At 66.6% G+C, this 812-nt stretch carries 2 protein-coding genes; one reads left to right on the forward strand and one right to left on the reverse strand.

Annotated features, from left to right (window positions below; translation table 11 throughout):
* Window positions 1-228: helix-turn-helix domain-containing protein (locus IF30_RS0140365; RefSeq protein WP_030248187.1), on the reverse strand; the 228-nt coding region annotated here is incomplete at its 3' end.
* A 69-nt stretch (window positions 229-297) separates the two neighbouring features.
* Here IF30_RS0140365 and IF30_RS0140370 point away from each other — a divergent pair.
* Window positions 298-798: an SMI1/KNR4 family protein gene (locus IF30_RS0140370; RefSeq protein ID WP_030248189.1), complete on the forward strand. Its 501-nt coding sequence runs from the start codon at window positions 298-300 to the stop codon at window positions 796-798.
* The last annotated feature ends 14 nt before the right edge of the window (window positions 799-812 follow it).

The following is an 812-nucleotide window of genomic DNA, read 5'->3' on the forward strand; positions in this document are numbered from 1 at the left end:
GAGCGAGTCGAAGCCGTCCGCGTTGAAATTGTGGATCACGTCGCGGACCCGGTCCGCGCTGGTGAACGTCACCGCAGCGATCTTGTCCACCGTCATGCCCTGTGCGGACAGCAGCACCATCTGCGCCCGCCGCCAGGTCACCACCGACCCGGTGCCCCGGCGGACGATCTGCAGCAACCGGCGCCCCTCGTCGTCATCGATCTCCCGCACGCGTACACGTTCAGCCACGTGATCATTCTGGACGCAGGAGCCGCCTCCGGCGGTCAACCGCATCCCGTAGCTCCTACGATTCGAGTCATGGATCGTTCCGACGATGTGCAGCCCGCGTTCTGGGACACCGGCAGCAACTACGGGGTGCAGCAGCCGCTGACTGACGAGGCCGTGCGGGAAGCCGAGCGCCTGCTCGACGTCACGCTCCCAGCCTCGCTGCTTGATCTGTTGCGCATCCAGAACGGCGGCCAGGTGACAGGCACTCGGAACGCTTTTCGGACAGACAAGCCGACCTCCTGGAGCGCGGACCACGTCCCGTTCGACCATGTGATGGGCGTCGGCCACCGCGAACGCACAGTCTCGTTGCTCGACAGCCCCTACCTGGTCGAGGAATGGAGTCTGCCCGCGCCTGTCGTGCTCCTCTCGGGCGATGGACCCTGCTGGGTTGCGCTGGACTACCGGGCGTGCGGCCGACACGGGGAACCTTCAGTCGCGTGGTTCGACGCTGACTTCAGCGTGGAGTTGGCCCTCGCCCCGGACTTCGGGTCCTTCGTCGAGGGCCTCTCTTCCGCCAGCGACTTCGACTGACGCGCTCCAGGGGC

Source organism: Streptomyces sp. NRRL S-350 (genome assembly GCF_000719705.1).
GTDB lineage: Bacteria > Actinomycetota > Actinomycetes > Streptomycetales > Streptomycetaceae > Kitasatospora.